Genomic DNA, 17829 nt, shown 5'->3' on the forward strand with positions numbered 1-17829 from the left:
CGCCAGTTGCGTAGGCGGCACGAATCCGAGCAGAACCGCTGGTCAGATCGGCGTAAGACGAAGACTTCCGCGCAGTACTCACAGGTGCGATCACGTAGCTCGTGGTTGTCGTCGGATTGGCTGCTGGGGTTCTCCATAACTGAGTCAACGGCGAGCCGAGGACGAGCACGTTGAGGCCGTTTCAGCGGCTGAAACGCCTTGATTGCAAGAAGTGTGACGGTGGCTGTCCCTTCCGTTGGCCCAAACCTTCGGGCTCACGTCCGTTGAGTGGCCGTGGGCAACCGAAGGGATGTGCAATGAACAACCTCAATGACGGTGGGGATGTCCGCCGACGGGTGACCGAACTAGCCACGCGGGCGGAGGCGATTGTCGAGGCAGCGGAGGTGACCGCGGTCGACGGCAGATGGGCGATGACGGCGTTTAGCCGGTACCGGGTGTGCGAGCTCCTCGGGATCGTCCCGTATCTCAGGTACGCCGGCGATCTGACTGGTGATCCGGCAGCCCTGTACGACGAGGCGGCCGGGGTGTTGAACGACCTGGACGTACCTATCGAGGACGTCAGTTGGCGACTGGCGCTCGCCGACGCACTCAAGTCAGCCGCAGCGGACGTCCGGAGAGTTCAGGATGCGCGCGACGTATGAGGACCTGTTGCGTGCTGCACGGCGGGCCGCGGTGGAGGTGCATCAGGCCCAGCACCACGACCTGGTTGGTCTTCTCGATGGTTGGCAGTCGGTCTTGGTCGCCACGAGGGCACACCTACGTTGGTTGCGCGACGACCTGGAGCTAACCAAGGTGCTCCATGTACCAGCCGGGAACGGGGATGGCGATCTTGTCCGACTCGCTCGGCTGATCGGGACAGGGGCTGACCTGCTGGCGGCTCAGGATGCCCACAACGCCACAGCCCTAGACAACTCAGCGAGCCTTATCGCGGCGCGGGCCGAGGTGGCGGCGATTGCGGAAATCGCAGGCCGGGCCGTCCTGCGCGACTCGGGGCTTCCGAGGTACAGACCGATGGGGCTCCGAGTCCACCGGATGATGCTCCGGCTACACCGCATCAGCCGACACGGAGGCCCTAGCGACGGACTGGGACCGCTCCGGAACTTGACGACATCTCGTCCGCAGTTCGGCACCGACGCTCTTTCGTCGCTTGCATGGTCGGCCGCGCGGTGGGAACACGCCCATCAGGAAGTCGAGCCACGCACCTTATTGACCCGCGACTTGCGGTCGGGTACATCCCAACTTCGTACTGCCTGCGGATACGCATGGCACCTTGCAGACTGCGTTTCGTCTGTGGCCGGAGAACTCGGTTTGGATGCGCAGGTGCTGGTCGACGTAGGGCGGCTGCGAGAAGCCTTAGGTGCATTCGATACAGGGGCCGCACGGGCCGCACGCTCATGGCAGCGACGGCTGTCGGACGTCGGTGGTCAGAGCGCCACGCCAGGCGAAGTCGCCTTCCTCGATCTGAAGTCGACCTTCGATGCCCTTGTTCGCTCAGAGGATCGTCTGCTGTCTCCAAAGGAGCTGATACCGCATCGCAGGCAGGCGCTTGCTGCACTGGATGCGCTCGACGAGTTGGTCGATGCAGCAGCCCGAGTCGCGCGATACCAACAGGCTGCCTTGGATGACCTGATCCGAACCGGCTCCTTGTTCATCCCACTCCGAGACTTGGCCTCCACGTCCTTACCCTTCTCCAGCCGCCGCGTCCTGCATCTCGGGTCAAGCTCGCGTTGGACACGTACCAGCATCGCTATGTATTTCAGCGAGCTGACCGACACTCTCGCCAAGAGCGCCGCGCATCTATCGATCGCTGCGGACGTGGCGCGCGGCCTGTCTGGAACTACTCACCATCGCCGCCCGATCGGTGACAAATACGCGCGCATGATGCCGCCGCCGCTGGCGACGCGGAGGCTCTTCGTTGCTGAGAGCACCGGATTTCCAGATCAAGGACCAGAACCCATCTCGCCAGGCCGTTGAGCAAGCAAGGCACCAAGGAGCAGGAGGTTTCTCATGAGCAGAATGAATGTGAGCGCCGAGGTCTTGCACGCTGTGCTCACGCAGGAGATTCGCAAGCTGAACTCAGGAGCCGGGTGGGCACGATGGCTGGACGCGGCGGCGCTCTTCCCGACATACGGCTTCGGGAATGCTGTTCTCATCAACCTTCAGATGCCTCAAGCAAACTTCATCGCCGCGGCGTCGGCATGGCAGAGGTTGGGACGTCAGGTCGTGAAGAGTGGCGCGATCAAGATCCTTGCACCGGTTCGGTCCCAGGTTCTGTTTGAGGATGAGAGCGGTGAGCCGACGATGGACCCGCAAGGCTCGATCCGGCAGGGGATCATCGGTTTCCAGGTGGCCAACGTGTGGGATTTCGCGCACACTGTTGGCCCTCGGATCTCGCTGCCGCCAGCGGTCTCGCCGGGGAGTACCAGCAAGCTTTGGGAGGCATTGCAACAAGACTCGCGCACTAACGGTTTCACCGTCGACGTTCGATGGACGACGCCCGAACAGGTCAGCTACACAGATCACAAAGCACGGCGAATCGTGGTCTCGAATCAGCTCGACTCAGTCGCCGCGGTCGGCCGCTTAGCGCACGAAGTCGGCCACCTACGCATGCACTCGGCTCCGCGGAGAAATACCGAAGCTTGTTACGGCATTGCGGAAATCGAGGCCGACTCGTTCGCGCACATCGCACTGGCACGCTACGGTCTGCCCGTAGAGACCTCGTCCTTCGACAGAGTCTTGATCCGTGCTGCGGGGGTCGAGCCGCGCTCGCCCGAGTCGGTAGTCAAGGCGATCGGTACGCGCGCAGTGGTCGCTGCAAAACGGTTCCTCGAGGCGACTGGTCACCAGATATCCCCTGTACCGCGGACGGTCGGCAAAGCCTTCGCGCAGGATGTCGACTGGCACGCTCAACGTACCGGTCCCGAGCTGTGAGTCGGCGATGGGAGCCAGCGAAAGAGTCGCCGCGCTTCGGCGGGCACGTCAGCGTCAGGGCAGGATAGAGGTCGCCACCACTCGCGCGATCAAAGCGCAGAGCTCCTTGGCCCGAGCAATCCAGGCCAAGGAGGCGGCCATCCGGCGATGCGACGAACGTGTCGCCACCGCAGAGGCTCGCTCAGAATCGGAGACAGCCGAACTGGCCCATGTCTGCGGCTCGGCGGACGCGGCAGCTGAGATCCTCGGCCGCAGCACCCGCGAGATCCGCCGAAACCTGAAAGCCGATCGCGCCCGGCGAGCCGGCACTGGAGGCTCTGATGGCATCGCTGGTTGAGCCAGACCCGGTCTGGACCGCCGATCAGGTAGCGGCGTACCTGAAGGTGCCGAAGGCAACCTTGTATCGCTGGCGTTGCGATGGGACAGGTCCGCCCGCACGACGGGTCGGCCGGCATCTCCGCTACAAGTCCAACGAGGTCGTCGAGTGGTTCGACAACCTCGAATGCTAGCTCCTCGACGATGATCCGTCGTGACTCGACTATGGCCAGACCTTGTCTGCGATGGGAAGGATCGAAGCCATGACGCCGGTGATCACCGTGGGCCTGCCCCGTTTTGACGGACATCCGAGATCAGGAGCGGTTGCTCCGGAAGGATGTTCATCATGGAGTCCATGGGCAAGAAGAAGCCACGGCCTCGTCGTTCGTTCACGCCTGAGTTCAAGGCCGAGATCGTCGAGCTGTGTCAGCGCGGCGACCGGACGGTGGGTCAGGTCGCGAAGGATTTCGATCTGACTCAGACCGCGGTGCGTGAGTGGTTGAAGCAGGCCGAACGCGACGCTGGTACCGGCGACGGCGGGTTGACCACCAGTGAGAAAGACGAGCTGGCGGCGTTGCGGCGGGAGAACCGCCGGCTGCGTGAAGACGTCGATATCTTGAAGCGTGCCACGGCTTTCTTCGCGAAGGAGACCCGGTGAACTGCTACCCGTTCATCGAGGCGGAAAAGGCTGGCAACCACAACGTCGCCAGGGCTTGTGAGCTGCTGTTGGTCTCCCGTTCCGCCTTCTACGCAGACCGGGCCGGCACCGGCTCGCGCCATGCCCGGCGTGATGCCGAGCTGACCGCGAAGATCGTCGAGATCCACGACGAGTCCAAACAGACCTATGGCTCCCCGCGAGTCCACCACGAACTGCGAGACCAGGGGCAACGGTGTTCCCGCAAGAGGGTCGCGCGCCTGATGCGCCAGATCGACCGCTATGGCCGCACCCCGCGGCGGTGGAAGAAGACCACTATCGCCGACCCGGCCGCCGCCCACCGCCCGGACCTGATCGGCCGTGTCTTCGCCATCGACCCCGACCAGCCAGCGGCCCTGGACACCCGCTGGTGCGGCGACATCACCTACATCCACACCTGGCAAGGCTGGCTCTACCTGGCCACCGTGATCGATCTGGCCTCGCGCCGTGTCGTCGGCTGGGCAGTCGCTGACCATCTCCGCACCGACCTGGTCGCCGAGGCCCTCACCGATGCGGTGAACCGGCGCCGTCCAGCACCCGGGGTGGTGTTCCACTCCGACCGCGGCTGCCAATACACATCAACCCAATACGCCAACCTGGCAAAGGATCTGGGCGTCGTCTTGTCAGTCGGACGACGAGGCCAGTGCTGGGACAACGCCGTCGCCGAATCATTCTTCTCCACCCTGAAAACCGAACTGATCCACCGCCGCACCTGGCCAACCCACAAGGCCGCAACCAGCGCGATCTTCGACTACATCGAAGGCTGGTACAACACCCGCCGCCGACACTCCACCCTCGGCTACCTCAGCCCCGCCACATTCGAATCAACCATCACCACCGCCACCGAACAGGTAGCGTGAACCAACCCCACACCAACCCTGTCCGTCAAAACGGGTCAACCCCACCGTGATCACGCCTGCGATCCGTCTCAGTGACCACTGATTCCATGCTCGGTGATCGCTGGGGTCGGCAGACATGACCGCCTCGGGGCCCAGAACCTCGATGTCGCCGAGCGCGACGAGCCTCACCACTCTGACTATCACCGGGCTTCGCTTCACGTCGCCCTCGGCTCTGGATAATGCAATCAACTCCTCGAAGAGTGGCTTCGTCTCCTTCATGAAGTGGGTGCCGTCGATGCCGCTGAGGTATCTGGACCTGCGCCGGAGCAGACGTCGCAGAGGTTGCCTGATGGAGTTGAGAATCGGCTGCTGGGCAGCGACATGACTCATCCAGATCTCCTTCTCGGTCATGTAGGCGGAATTCCATCGGCTGAGAACTGGTTGTCGGTAGGCGCCAGGCTGAGTAGCGGGGTCGCAGAGGTATCCGAGTGCTGCGAGAACTCCGACGGATTCGCGGAGCCGTCCCAGCAGGATCACTCCGCCGACGAAGATCGCGCTGGTGGCGAAGAATGCCAGGAGAGCTGCCGGATAAACCGCAGCATCGAGGCGATGAGCGGCGGCCGAGATCATGGCCAGGATGGGCAATGCCAGCACGACGAAGAAAGATCCGGTTGCTAGCTCGGCCACCACTTTCATTCGGGTCAGATCACGGATCACCGGATCGGGGATGCCGTAGTCACTGAGCCAGGCGAAGCGCTTGGCAACGACCCGAGTCGTTCCCCGGCGAACATAGATTGACGCACAGGTCGCGAAGACCAGGACGATGGCCGTGGCTGCCTCGGCCAGCCATGGTGCGGCCAGCGCGAGCAAGCCGAGGAATGGAATCATCGCCAGAGTGGTCAGTATCGAGGCGATGACGATTGTTGATGCGGATGTGCGCGGCGTACCGCCGAATCGTTGAGCAACCAGTGGCCAGTAGAAGCCGACGCTGACCAGCAGGAGCAGGAGGACTAGGACCACGTTGCAAAGGATTAGGAAGAAGTAGCCACTGAAGGAAGTCACCCGGCTAGTCTCCAGGCGAGCGGGTGCCTCAGCCGCCCGGGTAAGGCCAGTCTCCCTCGTCTCTTCACTTCCAGTTCAGGTGGTGGGATAGGCCCCTGCCCGAGCCCGCAAGAGATACAGGGGTCGGGGCGCTCGGGCAGGGGCGTTCTTGGATGACGGAGCCGGCGGGTGGTGCGGCGATCACATCGCACGGAGGGGCTGAGGACTCCCCGCCGGCTCCGTCAGATCTTGAGGGAGTCGAGCAACAGGACTCGTGCGCCGGTGGCACGCTCGAACGTGCCCTTGATGTCGTGGGTTGCCCCGAGTACTGCGAAGTGCAGGAGGCTTGGGAGGACCACCGCCGTAACCTCGTGGCGCCTAACTGCCCCAGTCAGGGACTCGAAGACTGGCGGCCAGATGCCGGGCTTGTCGATGAAGATGAAGCCAATCGAGAAGCGTTGGGTATCAGCGAAGAGCGACATTCGACGTTCGACCTCCTGGACTTGGGCGTCGGTGGCTATCAACTCGCGCCTGATATAGCCAACCAGCAGCGGCCTATCGAGGTCATCGTCGAACTGGCCGGGCTCCTCCAAGAGGCTCACGCCTCGTCCCGCCAGCGGCGAAACGCATCGATCAGGCGCTTCCAAAGTCCCGCGCACCGCGAGCGCCAATGAGAGCCGTTCACGACAGTTGGGCATCTAGCGCCCCCACCGGCTCGTTCGTGATCCGCCGGCGCGAGATGCGGCGGGGTACTGCGATGACGTTCATCGGCTGCTGATCCTTCGCTTCTCGGGGGGTTCGGCGACTGTCGCCGAGAGTGCTCCAAGCCTGCTCTTGAAGGGCGGACAGCGGCACCTCATTCACGGACATTTAGGGACATTTCGTGCTACCGTCCGACTAGACATTTACAGACATCTACTCGTTGGTAAGGATGCGACGGTAGTGAACAAAGTCTTGCGGAGCGCGATGCGTGACGCTCAATTCACCGAGGCGGATCTGTCTGCGAGGCTGGCTGTCGATCCGAAGACGGTTCGGAACTGGTTGCGCGGTCAAATGCCCCACCCGCACAGTCGAAGCGCGCTGGCACGGCTCCTACAGGTCGAGGAGGCAGTGCTCTGGCCGACACTGGGCCCCGTAGAAGAGCATCCCGCCGAACTCGTAGCGGTGTACCCGCGCAGGATGGCGATCACCCAGACGGTCTGGCAGGCGCTCTTCGCCTCGGCGACGTCTGAGATCGGAGTACTTGCCTACAGCGCCCTGTTCCTGGCCGAGGATGCAAGGCTCGTTCAACTCCTCAGTGAGAAGGCCGCGCAGGGCGTACGAGTGCGGATCGCCCTCGGTGACCCCGATGGGCGCAACGTCGATCGTCGGGGTGTCGAGGAGGAGATCGGCGAGGCGATGAGCATCAAGATCCGCAATGCGATCGCTCTACTGAACCCACTCCTTCAGCGCGACGATGTCGAGTTCAGGTTGCACGACACCGTCCTCTACAACTCGATGTATCGATCGGACGGCCAACTGCTGGTCAACCAGCATGCCCTTGGTATTCCTGCAGCCCAGTCGCCCGTCTATCACTTCCGTGGTGGTGACGAGAGCGAGATGTTCCAGTCCTACCTGACCAGCTTTGAACGAATCTGGTCACTTGGCCGACCCGCTGCGGCGAGGGCCAGCCGCATGTAGTGTCGGCAAGATGATCAGCGCGACAGACGCGGAGGCGTTGGCTCGCGATCTGCTTGCACAGGAGCTGCCCAGGCGATGGGCACACACCCAGTGTGTCGCGGGTCGTGCGCGTGAACTAGCTGAGGTGCTGGGCCCTGAGGCCGAGCTCGTGGAAGTCGCTGGTTGGTTGCATGACATTGGATATGCGTCGACCATCACGGCCACGGGCTTTCATCCGCTGGACGGCGCACGCCACCTCCGCGATGTACTGGGAGCCGATGAGCTCCTCTGTCGCCTGGTAGCTCACCACAGCTGCGCCGTCATCGAGGCGGCTGAGCGTGGGATCGTCGCCCTGGCAGATGAGTTCGCGGCGCCCAGTCAGGACTTGCTCGATGCTTTGACCTACTGCGACCTGACAGCGGGTGCGGATGGTCGGCCGGTGGACGTCGACGAGCGGCTGAGTGAGATCTTGACGCGTTACCCAGCTGATCACGTTGTCTATCGGTCAGTCACTCGCGCCAAGCCGGTTCTCTTGGAGTCTGCGCGGAATGTACGCCGCCGACTGGCTGACGGCTAGGACGTTTTCTGAGCGTTGAGACATCTCGAAATGTCCCATCATGCCGTGACCTTGTCCGCTGGGGACGCTGCAGTCTTGTGGCATGAGTGGTCGCGACCGACAACCGAACGAGGCCTTGCGAAAAGCTCGAGGAGCGTTGTCGCAGGCGAGCTTGGCTGATCAGGCCAATGCTGCGATCTACCGGGCTACTGGGCGAGAAGTAGTGATCACCGCGAAGTCGATCTCAGACTGGGAGCGCGGGTGGTACTCGTGGCCATCCGCTGACGCTCGCGCCGCGCTCTGCGAGGTTCTCCGGGCGCCAGATCCCTTGGATCTCGGCTTCGTCAACCGGCGCAGGCAGCGCAGCACATCCGAGTCGTCGCCGGCTGTTCTGCCCGACTTGATCGAGGGGCGCGCGCTTCTTCCGGTTGGGATGAGCAGCATTGTCGAGCTGCCAGCCGGGAAGTCATTCGCGGGAGCCGAGCTATTGGTGCACCATTGCCCTGCCGACGAGGCCGGGTTCGACTGGCTGATGATCGAACCGTCTGAACAGCTGACCGCGTCTCTTCGCCGTACCGATCGATGGAGTGCGGTCGTCACATCCGATGCCGATGGCAAGTACTACGTATCCGACGCCCGCAGGTTTGTGCGACGAGCCGGTCGCCAGACCAATCGTCAGCCGGTGGCGTCTGCCAACGTGATCGACGACTTCACCACTGGCATCATCTGGGCGGTCGTTAACACCGACAGTGCACTGCTGGCCGACGATGCCCAGTTGGCGGCGAGTCAGGCGAGGCTGGCTCATTATGTAGAGCAGTCGGCCTCTGAGGCTGCGATGAGCGAGGTCCCGGACCTCAACGCGATCACCAGCCAATGGCTGGGCTCAACATTCTGCTCGCGGCACATCAGCCGGCACCTGGGCCGGCTCTCCGAGACACCGTTCTTCTGGACCAGGGAACAGCGTGGCGAGGAAGCCTCGTCCTGGCTGCTGTGGACGCACAAGCTCGAGTACCTCAGGTACACGTCAAGGCGCTTCGTCGGGATGCGCCGAGCATTCTGCGTTCCCGAGTCCGAGGTCGACGCCTCGCCGCGCTATGAGCGGGTACTTCTCTTGCTTGCGATGGCTCTGATGGAGGCATTCGGGATCACGGTTGAGCTCACAGGTGATCCCACGATGGGTGAGGTCGGGGGTTTTGTTCTCGCCGATGAGGCGATTGAGGCCAACTGGCTGGGCGGTGAGGGGATCTGGCAGGTTGATGCTCGGCCACGGCGCAATTCGGCGTACTGGGAGATGGACAGGCGGCTTGCCGCTGAGTCGGTGATCGCCTGCGAATGCTCGGCGGGGCGGTTGGAGGCGATGGCTGACTACCTCGGCGTGTCCTGGCGATGGTTTCGGCGCAGGTGTGAAGAGTTGGCTATTGCGGGCATCGACGGGATCGCTCAGCCGCGGAGTCGTCACTTGTCCACTCGAGGTCTTGATACCGCGATTCGCTACGTTGCGCATATCGACGCAATCGAAGGGACCTATCTTGCATGCAGCTGAGCTCGCCATGGGCCGGACCTTTGCCGTCCACTTCGACCATGGGGACGACTTCTACACAGCGCTCGCCGAGTTCTGCACCGAACATGACGTGCGGCAGGGTTTCATCCCGATGTTTATCGCCGGCCTGCGAGAGGTCCAGCTCGTCGGTACCTGCGAGAAGCTGGACAACCCGGATGCACCGGTCTGGAGTTCTGTTCATCTCGAGAACGTCGAGGCCTTCGGCGGTGGCACTCTGGCGTACGACAAAGCCACAGGGACCGTGCGCCCTCACATCCATGTGTCAGTTGGCTTGAAGGCGCAGTCCGCCACCGCGCACACCAGCCATCTCCTCGGTGCAAAGGTTCAGTTTCTGACCGAGATGTATGTCGTCGAGGTGAAGTCGCCGGGATTCACCCGGATCCCGCGCCCTGACCTGTACGACGTACCGCTGCTGACCTTTGGTGATTGACAGGTCAGTCGATGTACGGCGTGGCCGGATTCTCAAGGTAGTACTCGATGCGGCGTCGCATAGACCGGTCCATCTGAAGCTCCGCGAGGTCGGAACGAGCAATCCAGCGGACTTCGGTGGACTCAGAACTTGTCGTGAGTTCCCCGCCGGTGGCACGGGCCTGCACGACGATCGAGAACTCTTGGCGTGCTTCGCCGTTGCTGGTGTAGAGGATGATGTGCTTGGGGTCGGTGTAGATGCCGACCACATCGATCACCTCGCAGTCGATGCCCGACTCTTCCTTCGTCTCGCGCACCGCGGCCTGAGCGAGTGACTCGCCGAGATCTATCGCGCCTCCGGGAACAGCCCAGTTGCCGTTGTCGGAGCGGCGGATCATCAGAAGCTCGCCGGCATCGTTCTCGATGATGACGTTGGTCGAGGGAACCATGCTGTTCGCAGCCGGCGCTTCGGGGTCGTCGTAGTAGTCGATTCTCTTGGACATCAGTCCTCCTCGGGCAGTGGGAGGGCGAGATTCCAGACGTGCTCGAAGCTCTCCCGATAGAGCTGCGCGAGTTCGCCGCCTGGCACCTTCCTGAGATGCCAGATCGGGGCCCGTGCGGCAGGCAGTCCGTAGATATGCGTATTCACCAGCAGTTGGTCGTCGATGACATAGATCGAGTTGTAGAGGACCGTGTGATGCAGCCGGAACTCGATACCGTCGGTCGCTCGAAGCCGGCGAAAGAGGAGTAGCGCGTTGCGGATCTTGTAGGAGACACCGTCGCCGATTCCCTCCTCTTCGCCGCGCTCGGCGATGCGCGCGTCGTCCGGGTCGCCGAGGGTCATCCGGATCCGGACTCCCGCCTTCGCCTTCTTCAGAAGGATCCGCTCGAGACCCGTGTCCTCAGCGAAGAAGAGCCCGGCATACACCAAGACTCCGATCTCGCTGGTGGCCGACTCGAACACCCGCAGCCAGTCGTCGCGCGGCATGTCGGAGCGGTGCGGATAGACCCGAATGATCTCGCTCTCCGACACGACGGCGACCCGATCCCGCGGCAGCGCGTCCGGCCAGAGATAGGACTCGTCACGACCCAGCCTGGTGGCCAACTGGTGCCGGTTCCGGGGGAATGGAACGATCTCGCCCACGACCCAGCGCTCGACCGTCTTCACGTTCACATCGAGCTCTTCGGCGAGCGCGAGATGAGTGAGCCCCTGCTCCACCATCGCCGCCCGCAGCCGTTCGTTCGCCACAGACCCTAACCTAAGACATTTCGGGACATTTTGAGGCGAACTAAGACACCGTCGGAGTCTCTGATCCCCTCTTCTTCGCCAACACGCTACTCATTCGACTGCCGGTGAGGCAGAACGATGGCTCCGTGCCTGTGGATGACCATCACCGCTTGGCTAGTGCAAGGGGCAGTCCCAATGTGAAGAAGACAGCTTTTCGCCAAGTTCACCCAGGCCTCAGTCATCAGTCGGCAACCAAGGTTTCGTCGGCGTGGATCGTCCGGACGCCGGCTGGGCCTGGGTGCTGGATCGTCGACACCGTCGGGTTGTTGTAGTCGAACTTGATCTCGCGAGCGGCTCGGCGATCGTCCTTGGGCAGTTCGTTATCGGCGACGATCAACTGCAGGCGCCCCGGGAGGCTCTGCGCCAGATTCACCATGCGTCGGTAGAGCGCCACGGCTAGAGCCTCGGCCGTGTTGAGTGCCAAGCGTGGGCTGTCGATCAGCAGGAAAGCCGGATAGTAGGTGTCGCCCCTGCGGATAGCGACTGTGATCAGCGCGATCCAATAGGCGACCTGAGTGGCGGTGATGATGCCACCGCCGGCGCTCACCTCACGGAAGCTCTCGCCGTTCAGCATCGGCAGGTAGGTTCGGGGGTGGATCGTCGCGGTTCTGATGCTGGGGATGCCCAATTCGTGGACGGTCGCGAGGAACTCGGCATCGAGGTCCGCGAGAACTTCTCCGTGCCGGCGGTTCAGGCTTTCCACGGACTCTTTCAAGTCCGTGCGGAGATGGTCGCGTTCGGTGCGAAGCCGGTCGACGATAGACCCCAGATCGTCCGCGCGGTCCCATTGCCGCAGGACGATCTCGAGCTGCTCCTGTCTGGCCCGGGCGGTCGCGAGCTTGTTGGCGGCGTCGTCGAACGCCTGCAGGCGCGGCGTGATCCGGGCCGCAGTACGGGTCTCCAATAGCTCCGACAAACTCGCGACCAATGTCTGGCGATCCGCTACCGATGCGGCCAGTGCCTCCTCGTGACGCGTCAGCGCGGCGAGTTGGCCATCAATCTCGTCGACCTGGTCCCTAAGTTGCCGAGTCTCGTACTGATCGGTCTGCGATCCGGGCAGTACCGGGTCCACCTGTAGGCACACGCGGCAGGAGCCATCCGGCACGCTACGTCCGGTCAGGGACTGCATGCAGCGGGGGCACACCACGAACTCGATACGGGCCAGGCGGGCACCCGCATCACGCATGCGTTCGAGGCGTGCGATGTCGCCTCTGACGCGTTCCCGTTCGGTCGTGAGTTCGACTCGTTGGCGTCTCGACGCCAGTTCTGCCGAACGAGCAACTGCCGAGCCGCGTTCGGCCGCCTCCAGCAGATCGCGCAGGGTTTGCGTCTCGCGGTCACTGACTGGTTCGATGGTCGAGCGCAGTTCGGCCTGACGCATCTCGGCCGCCAGTTGGCTACTGACCGCCTCCTCCAACTGGAGTTCGGCTCCGAACCGGGCGGTCGTGTTGCTGTCCTCGAGGAATTTCAGCACATATCGATGCTCGACCTCCGCTTCGGAGATCTGACCGTTGAGCTCGTTCACCTGCGAGCGCATCCTCAGAATCTCGGTATTAGTCAGGGCGAAGAAGAGCTCGAAGACGGCCTTGCGCTTCGGGTCGAGGTAGCTGTCCTCACTGCCGGCGATGTCCCGGTTGATCTCGGACTGCGCGACGTAGAGATACGAGTAGATGTCAGAGAAGGTGATCCGCGGTCCGGGGCGGGTGCTGTTGCCGGTCCTTGCCGCGGCCCGCAGATTGTCAGACAAACCCAGTGAGGTCATCAGCAAGCTGTTGAGACTCGGCTGGCCATCGAGGTCGACGTAGTGATCCGGCATCCGCGTCTGGTTGACCAGGTCCGTCACCCGGACAACCTTGCGCTTCTCGCTGTCAAGGCTTCGACTGAGTTGGTACTGCGCGGCTCCGATGCTGACATCGATCGCGATCGCCTCGACAGACTCCCGAACCACAGGGGCCAACCTGCCCCGGGCTCCGAAGCCGAACTTGACCAATTCGAGCAAGGTCGTCTTCCCGACGCCGGTCGGTCCGGCCAGAATCGTGATGTCGGACGGGAAGGCGTATTCGAGCGGCCCTTCGACCGTCTGGAGCTGGATCGCGTTGATCCGGAAGTGAACCGTCACCGGATCACCTCTCGCTGGGGCCGATCCATCAAGGCGGGGAGCCGCTCGTAGATCAAATCCTTCAGTGAACTGCCGCTGAGTCCGGCTGAACCTTCCGCGACCGCCAGCCCACGGTCGCGGATCTCCTGCCATTCGGGACTGTCTCCCATAGCCGCAGCCAGCCGCTTGCCGGTCGCGGTGGGCATTAGGGCGACGCTGCCACGCCGACCGGTCGCGTAACGCACCAGGCCGCGGGCGACCAAGGCGCCGATCACTGGGTAGTACCGGTCGTCCCATGGCCCGTACTTGTAGCGCACCATCGGAGCTTCCACATCTGTCGGATCGATCGAGTCGCGGGGCGTCAGATGCAGCCGCTCATCGGCAGCGGGGAGGTGATCCAGAACCGCAGGTGCGAGGCCCGGATAGCGCACCAGGAAGTCGAGCTTGGCGAGTTTCGTCAGGCCGTCCAGCTTCCCCTGATGGCCGTCAGTCGCCGCGACGGCGGTGATCAGGATCAGGATTCGTGCTTGGTGGTAGGCAAGATCCTCGCGTAGCCACAGCAACTCGTCGGCCTCGAAAAGCTGATTCATGGTCAACTCGCCTGCACGCTCTTCAAGCGAACCTGTTCGGCCACGACGTCGAACCGAGCGCTGAACCAGATCTTGCAATCTCCGACCAGAAAGCAGATCCCACCCAGCAGCAGTTCGCGGTCGAGCTCTGGGAAGTCGGGCGCCGCCTCCAGCCTGGCCTGTACCTCGGACCATAGCTGGCGGCCCCACGGATCGAGGTCGTTCGCGACAGCCGAGGTCGCTTCGTCGGCTATCCGAAGCAGCCAGCGGCGGAGTCGCTCCCGTTCAACGCCGGCAGTCGGGTCACCGCTGAGCCGATCTCGCCAATACCTCTGGAAGGCGAGCCGCAGTTCCTCGGCTCTTTCGATGGAGTTGTCGAAGCACTTGCCCGCGTCCATCTTGACTGCGACCTTCGTGGTCCGCACGGCACGAGGCAGGGGAAGATACCCACCAGGCGTCCGCACGGCGCTCCGGATCGCAAGATCGATATCGCCCACGCTCACTATGCGAGCCCTGAAAGGCGGTTCCATGGAGAGGCTGTCAATTTGAGGCAGCACGGTCGGCAATCCATGGCTTCTGGTGGGTCCTGCTGCACGCATCCTCAACCTGAATATGCCGACGACGGCCTCCCAGACAGCTTCTGGCGGCGTGGCGATCCCGAGACGCTCGGTGACAGCCTTTGCATACATTGCCGGAGCCGCGTAAGGCAGATGCGTCCGCTGTGGATGTCCATGGCTGATCGTGAGCATCGACAAGAACTGGTAGACGTCCGCCAAGACGTCGCCTTGGTCAGCTTTCTCGGCTGCCTTGCCGGTGTTCTTGCTCGCTGCCGACTTGATGGCTGCTGACAGTGCCTCCGCAAGCTTCGCAACAGCAGGCTCATCAGGCCCGCCCGTCAGAGGCTGCCCAGCAGTCCGGCGCTCTTTCAGCCAGGCGATCGCCTTCTCGATGCTTTGTGTGTCGGTCGAGCCGAGGCCCGAGGTCGTCACCAATCGGCAGGTGGCGTTTCTCCCCAGAGCCTTCCAACGGTCGAAGAGATGGGCGAGGCCGCCATCCTTCAGAAGCATCACCATCGTCGTGTAGGCCCCGTACGCCGGATCCCGGTGTTTGGCCGACACGAGTTCAGCATCAGAGTCGATCATGACGACCCAGTCCTCATGCACCTCGCAGAGAATCCTGGCCTGCTCCGCTGCGTCGGCGTCTCCGCCTACGTCGATCCATCGGAGATACAAGGCTAGTCCGTCGGCGGCGGCCATCGCGGCTTGCCACTCGTAGCGGTCAGCGGTGCTCGCGCCAGAATCGTCCGGCTGGGGCACGGCGATTACCAGCTCCGCTGCCGTCGTCGCCTGACTGGATGACACTCCGTAACAATAGAAGGCGGATCTGCCCAACGCCTCTCCGTCCGGCATGTCGGAAGGAGAGGCGTTGGGCTGACTGGCGGTCTGAGAGCAGGGTCAGCGGTTGTAAGTTGCGCTGTAGGGCTTGGCGTCGTCGTCGAAAGGGTTGCCCATAGCTCCGTGTGCTGGTCATCTCCATCGCTGGTGACGCCGCTCAGGTAGGTGGCTGCCGGACCCAACGGTGGACCGAGCACCCAATTCGGCCGTTAGTTGCCAGATGTCCCTCCTTCCTGGCGATGCGCCGCGCCACCGGTTACTCCCGCACCGCGCTGTCCGAGGCCGCCGGCGGCGGCCTCTTCCTGTCCTGGGTCACCGTCGAAGTTTTCGTGACCGTCTGCGGTCGCGTTCGCTGGTGGCTGGACCACTGGCGTGACATACCTGACCAGGTCCGGAGGGGCGCAGTCCCGCCGCGGTCGGCGCCCGCGACCGCCGAGCCAGAACCGGCCACACTGGTCGCCGTACGGCGACCAGTGCCGGTGCCGTGTCTTTGTGGTCGTCGTCGTTGCACTCTGTGGGATCGCGGCGAGGGCCAGACCGCGCTGACACGCCAGCGGCGCACCGATCCCGGCTGCCCGGCCGGGACTTGTGTCTACCTCGCCAAGGACGATGGCCAGACGAGCGGCCATTGCAGCTGTCCTCGGGATCACCAAGAGCATGGCTACCGCGACGGGCGGAGCAGTGATGGGAGCGCTGATCTGGTGGCTCAGCCATCGGTGATGGTGATGGGTCTTCGTCTCTCTGCTTCGTGGGACGTCGACAGTTGATGGCTAGCCCGGGGCTTTCACGGCTGTTGAGGCGGAGGCTGTGTCCTTGAACTGAAAGGTGCTCCTGACCAGCGACGATGTGGTTTGTCTAGGACCATGTCGTGCGAAGTCGAGGAGCACCTTCGAGGTGAAGACTACTGGGTTGTATCCGTATGTCCGCGTTGATGCGGCCGGATCGGGTGTGGTGTCGCAGGCCGGTGGCTTGTTGCTGACCGAGGCGGTCCGGGCCAGTGGCCTGGTCACGGAGCTGTCGGGGGCGTTGGTGCCGTGGCGTAAGCCGTTGGCCAGGCATGATCCGGCCAAGGTCATCGCCGATCTCGCGATCATGCTCGGGTTGGGTGGGGATTGTCTGGCCGATATCGCGGTGCTGCGTGGTGAACCGGGCCTGTTCGGTCCGGTCGCCTCGGACCCGACGGTGTCGCGGACGGTCGATGCGCTGGCCGGCGACGTCGAGGCGGTGCTGAAGGCGATCAACGCTGCGCGGGCTGCTGCCCGGGCGCGGGTGTGGGCGCTGGCCGGTGAGCACGCACCGGACACCGGACGCGATGGCGAGGATCCGTTGATCGTGGACCTCGACGCGACGCTGGTGGGTGCGCATTCGGATAAGCAAGGCGCGGCGCCAACCTTCAAGCGGGGTTACGGATTCCATCCGTTGTGCGCGTTCGTCGACCACGGATCTGACGGGTCTGGTGAACCGCTGGCGATCAGGTTGCGGCCCGGGAACGCCGGCTCGAACACGGCCGCTGACCATATCGCCGTGGTCCGTGACGCTCTCAAACAACTCCCCGGACACCGGTCGGGGACGCGGCCGGGGCGCCGGGTGCTGATCCGTACCGACTCGGCCGGCTGCACCCACGAGTTCCTCGACTGGATCGTGGCGCAGCGGCTGTCGTACTCGGTCGGGTTCACCCTGCCCGATGACTTCGCCCAAGCCCTGCCGCGGATCCCGAAGCAGGCGTGGACACCGGCGATCGACAGCGATGGCCGGGTCCGTGACGGCGCCTGGGTCGCCGACGTCACCGCCTTGGTCAACTTGTCGAAGTGGCCGGCCGGGATGCGGGTGATCGTCCGCAAAGAACGCCCCCACCCCGGCGCCCAGTTGCGCCTCACCGACATCGACGGACACCGCATCACCGCGTTCGCGACCAACACGGCCCGCGGACAACTCGCCGACCTCGAACTACGCCACCGCCGCCGGGCACGCGCCGAAGACCGCATCCGCTGCGCCAAGGACACCGGACTCAGAAACCTCCCGTTGCACGACTTCGACCAGAATCAGATCTGGTGCGCGATCGTCGCTCTGGCCTGCGAACTCACCACCTGGATGCAGCTACTCGCGTTCACCGACGCCGACGGCACCACCCACGAGGCTCGCCGCTGGGAGCCCAAACGCCTACGCCTGCGACTGTTCTCGACCGCCGCCAGGCTCGCCCGGACCGGCCGCCGCACCATCGTGCACCTCGCCTGCAACGGCGCCTGGACCACGGTGTTGCACACCGGCCTCACCAGGCTCCACACCCTCACCGCGCCCAGCTAAAACAACACCCCACCCATCACAGCAACCGAAACAGACCCGGCCCCTGGAACCGGCGCCCACCCGAGACGACACTCGGGCCACTGTCCTACCCACCTGCAAGAATCAACCCCGAAACCGGCCACCAAGCCGCGAGCCGCCGCCCGCGACAGAGTCACGAAAGATCCGGGCTAGC

General features: G+C 63.6%; 19 protein-coding genes. 11 read left to right on the forward strand and 8 right to left on the reverse strand.

The features are described from left to right. Positions 1-296 precede the first annotated feature (296 nt). The 6 genes from A3ES_RS0136320 (at position 297) to A3ES_RS0136345 (ending at position 4800) form a co-directional block, all read left to right on the forward strand. On the forward strand, positions 297-641 hold the full coding sequence (locus tag A3ES_RS0136320) for a hypothetical protein (RefSeq protein ID WP_020391754.1): 345 nt from the start codon (positions 297-299) through the stop codon (positions 639-641). Positions 642-1290: 649 nt separating this feature from the next. Beyond that, positions 1291-1974, forward strand: a complete 684-nt coding sequence (locus tag A3ES_RS54575; RefSeq protein ID WP_157630935.1) for a hypothetical protein — start codon at positions 1291-1293, stop codon at positions 1972-1974. 33 nt (positions 1975-2007) lie between these two features. Next, positions 2008-2931 carry a M78 family metallopeptidase domain-containing protein gene (locus A3ES_RS0136330; RefSeq protein WP_157630936.1) on the forward strand — a complete coding sequence of 308 codons (924 nt, stop codon included), beginning with the start codon at positions 2008-2010 and terminating at the stop codon, positions 2929-2931. A gap of 320 nt (positions 2932-3251) precedes the next feature. Continuing rightward, the gene (locus A3ES_RS0136335; RefSeq protein ID WP_020391757.1) at positions 3252-3440 is read left to right on the forward strand and encodes a helix-turn-helix transcriptional regulator; all 189 of its coding nucleotides are present in this window, start codon (positions 3252-3254) and stop codon (positions 3438-3440) included. A 161-nt stretch (positions 3441-3601) separates the two neighbouring features. Beyond that, a complete protein-coding gene (locus A3ES_RS0136340; RefSeq protein ID WP_157630937.1) occupies positions 3602-3904 on the forward strand; it encodes a transposase in 303 nt (100 codons plus the stop codon). Further along, positions 3901-4800, forward strand: a complete 900-nt coding sequence (locus tag A3ES_RS0136345) for an IS3 family transposase (RefSeq protein ID WP_020391759.1) — start codon at positions 3901-3903, stop codon at positions 4798-4800. The genes A3ES_RS0136340 and A3ES_RS0136345 overlap by 4 nt, the downstream gene beginning before the upstream one ends. Here A3ES_RS0136345 and A3ES_RS0136350 read toward each other — a convergent pair. From A3ES_RS0136350 to A3ES_RS49650, 3 genes are all read right to left on the reverse strand, one after another. Further along, positions 4765-5667, reverse strand: a complete 903-nt coding sequence (locus tag A3ES_RS0136350; protein ID WP_157630938.1) for a hypothetical protein — start codon at positions 5665-5667, stop codon at positions 4765-4767. The genes A3ES_RS0136345 and A3ES_RS0136350 overlap by 36 nt on opposite strands. A 395-nt stretch (positions 5668-6062) precedes the next feature. Beyond that, a complete protein-coding gene (locus A3ES_RS0136355; RefSeq protein ID WP_020391761.1) occupies positions 6063-6422 on the reverse strand; it encodes a hypothetical protein in 360 nt (119 codons plus the stop codon). A gap of 79 nt (positions 6423-6501) precedes the next feature. Further along, positions 6502-6690 carry a hypothetical protein gene (locus tag A3ES_RS49650; RefSeq protein WP_020391762.1) on the reverse strand — a complete coding sequence of 63 codons (189 nt, stop codon included), beginning with the start codon at positions 6688-6690 and terminating at the stop codon, positions 6502-6504. A 72-nt stretch (positions 6691-6762) separates the two neighbouring features. On the opposite strand from A3ES_RS49650, the gene A3ES_RS0136365 reads away from it, so the two are divergent. From A3ES_RS0136365 to A3ES_RS0136380, 4 genes are all read left to right on the forward strand, one after another. Further along, positions 6763-7500 carry a hypothetical protein gene (locus A3ES_RS0136365; RefSeq protein WP_020391763.1) on the forward strand — a complete coding sequence of 246 codons (738 nt, stop codon included), beginning with the start codon at positions 6763-6765 and terminating at the stop codon, positions 7498-7500. A 10-nt stretch (positions 7501-7510) separates the two neighbouring features. Continuing rightward, positions 7511-8056 (forward strand): HD domain-containing protein, encoded by a 546-nt coding sequence (locus A3ES_RS57290; RefSeq protein ID WP_083933925.1) that lies wholly within the window; start codon positions 7511-7513, stop codon positions 8054-8056. An 82-nt stretch (positions 8057-8138) separates the two neighbouring features. Further along, entirely contained in the window at positions 8139-9578 is a 1440-nt protein-coding gene (locus A3ES_RS51860; protein ID WP_157630939.1) for an XRE family transcriptional regulator, read from the forward strand. Then, positions 9565-10026 carry a PPC domain-containing DNA-binding protein gene (locus tag A3ES_RS0136380; RefSeq protein WP_026163533.1) on the forward strand — a complete coding sequence of 154 codons (462 nt, stop codon included), beginning with the start codon at positions 9565-9567 and terminating at the stop codon, positions 10024-10026. Before A3ES_RS51860 ends, A3ES_RS0136380 begins: the two co-directional genes overlap by 14 nt. Before the next feature lie 4 nt (positions 10027-10030). Here the strand turns inward: A3ES_RS0136380 and A3ES_RS0136385 are convergent, their stop codons facing one another. The 5 genes from A3ES_RS0136385 to A3ES_RS49660 all read right to left on the reverse strand — a co-directional run bounded on the left by A3ES_RS0136385 (position 10031) and on the right by A3ES_RS49660 (position 15368). After that, the gene (locus A3ES_RS0136385; RefSeq protein ID WP_020391767.1) at positions 10031-10507 is read right to left on the reverse strand and encodes an NUDIX domain-containing protein; all 477 of its coding nucleotides are present in this window, start codon (positions 10505-10507) and stop codon (positions 10031-10033) included. Continuing rightward, positions 10507-11253 carry a helix-turn-helix domain-containing protein gene (locus A3ES_RS0136390; RefSeq protein ID WP_020391768.1) on the reverse strand — a complete coding sequence of 249 codons (747 nt, stop codon included), beginning with the start codon at positions 11251-11253 and terminating at the stop codon, positions 10507-10509. Before A3ES_RS0136390 ends, A3ES_RS0136385 begins: the two co-directional genes overlap by 1 nt. A 220-nt stretch (positions 11254-11473) precedes the next feature. Then, entirely contained in the window at positions 11474-13411 is a 1938-nt protein-coding gene (locus A3ES_RS0136395; protein WP_020391769.1) for a hypothetical protein, read from the reverse strand. Beyond that, positions 13408-13980 (reverse strand): hypothetical protein, encoded by a 573-nt coding sequence (locus A3ES_RS55725; RefSeq protein ID WP_020391770.1) that lies wholly within the window; start codon positions 13978-13980, stop codon positions 13408-13410. Before A3ES_RS55725 ends, A3ES_RS0136395 begins: the two co-directional genes overlap by 4 nt. 2 nt (positions 13981-13982) lie before the next feature. Next, positions 13983-15368 (reverse strand): hypothetical protein, encoded by a 1386-nt coding sequence (locus tag A3ES_RS49660; RefSeq protein ID WP_157630940.1) that lies wholly within the window; start codon positions 15366-15368, stop codon positions 13983-13985. An 879-nt stretch (positions 15369-16247) separates the two neighbouring features. On the opposite strand from A3ES_RS49660, the gene A3ES_RS0136415 reads away from it, so the two are divergent. Then, entirely contained in the window at positions 16248-17657 is a 1410-nt protein-coding gene (locus tag A3ES_RS0136415; RefSeq protein WP_020391488.1) for an IS1380 family transposase, read from the forward strand. The last annotated feature ends 172 nt before the right edge of the window (positions 17658-17829 follow it).

The organism is Kribbella catacumbae DSM 19601 (genome assembly GCF_000372465.1).
Classification (GTDB): domain Bacteria; phylum Actinomycetota; class Actinomycetes; order Propionibacteriales; family Kribbellaceae; genus Kribbella; species Kribbella catacumbae.

What these genes read in the sequence shown, in the direction of transcription:
- A3ES_RS0136320 (WP_020391754.1), top strand. Translation starts at nt 297, where the DNA reads ATGAACAACCTCAATGACGGTGGGGATGTCCGCCGACGGGTGACCGAA.
- A3ES_RS0136330 (WP_157630936.1), top strand. Translation starts at nt 2,008, where the DNA reads ATGAGCAGAATGAATGTGAGCGCCGAGGTCTTGCACGCTGTGCTCACG.
- A3ES_RS0136335 (WP_020391757.1), top strand. Translation starts at nt 3,252, where the DNA reads ATGGCATCGCTGGTTGAGCCAGACCCGGTCTGGACCGCCGATCAGGTA.
- A3ES_RS0136340 (WP_157630937.1), top strand. Translation starts at nt 3,602, where the DNA reads ATGGGCAAGAAGAAGCCACGGCCTCGTCGTTCGTTCACGCCTGAGTTC.
- A3ES_RS0136350 (WP_157630938.1), bottom strand. Translation starts at nt 5,667, where the DNA reads ATGATTCCATTCCTCGGCTTGCTCGCGCTGGCCGCACCATGGCTGGCC.
- A3ES_RS49650 (WP_020391762.1), bottom strand. Translation starts at nt 6,690, where the DNA reads ATGTCCGTGAATGAGGTGCCGCTGTCCGCCCTTCAAGAGCAGGCTTGG.
- A3ES_RS57290 (WP_083933925.1), top strand. Translation starts at nt 7,511, where the DNA reads ATGATCAGCGCGACAGACGCGGAGGCGTTGGCTCGCGATCTGCTTGCA.
- A3ES_RS51860 (WP_157630939.1), top strand. Translation starts at nt 8,139, where the DNA reads ATGAGTGGTCGCGACCGACAACCGAACGAGGCCTTGCGAAAAGCTCGA.
- A3ES_RS0136385 (WP_020391767.1), bottom strand. Translation starts at nt 10,507, where the DNA reads ATGTCCAAGAGAATCGACTACTACGACGACCCCGAAGCGCCGGCTGCG.
- A3ES_RS55725 (WP_020391770.1), bottom strand. Translation starts at nt 13,980, where the DNA reads ATGAATCAGCTTTTCGAGGCCGACGAGTTGCTGTGGCTACGCGAGGAT.
- A3ES_RS49660 (WP_157630940.1), bottom strand. Translation starts at nt 15,368, where the DNA reads ATGCCGGACGGAGAGGCGTTGGGCAGATCCGCCTTCTATTGTTACGGA.